The sequence below is a fragment of the Mesorhizobium sp. M7A.F.Ca.US.006.04.2.1 genome, from assembly GCF_004022915.1.
Classification (GTDB): domain Bacteria; phylum Pseudomonadota; class Alphaproteobacteria; order Rhizobiales; family Rhizobiaceae; genus Mesorhizobium; species Mesorhizobium ciceri.
In genome coordinates this window covers 1-1,584 of the sequence record NZ_RZQA01001137.1, presented here as the reverse complement: position 1 = coordinate 1,584, position 1,584 = coordinate 1, and the positions used below count along the sequence as shown (strand labels likewise).

3 protein-coding genes are annotated in these 1,584 nt (G+C 62.6%); all 3 read right to left on the bottom strand.

Annotated elements, in window-relative coordinates; translation table 11 throughout:
• A partial coding sequence (locus tag EN925_RS35145) for an alcohol dehydrogenase catalytic domain-containing protein (protein WP_164894631.1) occupies positions 1-314 on the bottom strand: 314 nt, incomplete at its 3' end.
• Between the two features lie 80 nt (positions 315-394).
• Complete coding sequence (locus EN925_RS35140; RefSeq protein WP_245487410.1) at positions 395-1,099, bottom strand: nitroreductase family protein; 705 nt, start codon at positions 1,097-1,099, stop codon at positions 395-397.
• A 130-nt stretch (positions 1,100-1,229) separates the two neighbouring features.
• Positions 1,230-1,584 (bottom strand): helix-turn-helix transcriptional regulator (locus EN925_RS35135; protein ID WP_164894630.1); only part of this gene is annotated, 355 nt, incomplete at its 5' end.

Genomic DNA, 1,584 nt, shown 5'->3' with positions numbered 1-1,584 from the left:
GCGACATACTCAGCGAGGGTCCCGTCGCGATGCCAGTCAGCGAGGCCGAATACTCGCTGACCGATTGACAGTCCCGTGGTGCCGTAGCCGAGCGCAGTGACCACACCTGCGAGCTCATGGCCGAGGATCGATGGCGTCCGGTCACGGAAGGCTCGATCGGCCCAGGTCGAAGGCCACTCCAGTTCGGTGTTGACGAATCCCGCCGCATGAACCTCAACCACGACATCGTTTATTGCCGCCTGCGGCTCGGGCCGCTGCGCCAGCTTCATGCCGGCCGTTCCTTCAGCCTGATCCGTTGCTACGATCGCTTTCATGGGAATTATCTCCTCAGTGATTTGTTGGTTCGGGGTAAATTGCAGGCGTGGAAGGTTTTTCGACCTCTCACGCTTTTCCGTTATGCAAAGTCCAGGACATCAGCCACCGGCATGCGCGGCTTCTGCGGCCAGTTGCCGGCTCGCTCCGGTCCGACAGTCAACAGCATCACGGGCACTTCGTCTTCGGCCAGACCAAACTCGACGTGCACCGCCTCGGAGTCGAAACCGATCATCGGCGTCGAACCCAGGCCCAGCGAACGGGCCGCGTAGATGATCGCCGCGGTGCCAAAGGTCGCGGAGCGCACAGCTTCGTCGCGCTGGCGCTGGGGCTGATCGTCATACAGTCCGCGCGCGGGGATTTCCCACTCCGGCACCAGGCGTGCCGGCATGATGCCGGCTTCCACCACGGGCGCTAGACGGTCGGGGACGGTGCTGGCATCGGCCAGCCTACTGATGATGATGAATGTCACGGCCGCGTCGGTGATCGCGGGCTGGTTATTCCAGGCGATCGGACGCAGCCGCGCCTTGGCTTCGGGCGAGCGTACGGCGATGAAGCGCCAGTTCTGCAGGTGGAAGGAGGTTGGCGCGGACGTGCCGATACGCACCAGGCCGCGGATCTGGTCGTCGCTCAAGGTGGCAGCAGGGTCGTAGTACTTGGCGGCACTGCGGCTCAGGATCGTTTCGATGACGGCGTTCGTGGCGAAAGCGTTTTCGCTCTTCCCGGTCTCCCCGAAGATCTCGGCGGCTACGCGGGTTGCGGGTCCGGTGGTGGCGATGCAGTTCATTGGATGGCTCCCTTATCAAGTGATTGCGGAGCCCAATTTACGAGGACGAGTGATTATTTCGAGACTGATTCAGCTCAGTATGATGCGCGAAAGGATCAAACTGCGCCTTCGCGATCCCAGACCGTGTGCGTTACTCGCCCTTGTGCGCCAGTCGCCGCCACTCCCCCGGCGTCATCCCCATCCTTTCGGCGAAGACATGCCGGAATGCCGAAACGGATTGATACCCGACGGTCTCGGCCACGGCCTCGGCGCTGATGGCTGGCTTCTTCAACTCGTTGGCGGCCAGGCTCATGCGCAGATCAGTCAAAAAATCGAGGGCGGAGCGACCCAGCTTGTCCTGAAACTGGCGCATGAACGTAGCGCGCGACATCCCGCACAAATCGGCCAGATCGGGCAGTTTCCAAGGCCGTGCCGCATCGGCGAACATTGCCGCAATTGCTGGTGCCAGCCGCGGATGGCCAGCCAGGGCCAACAAGCCTTCGGGG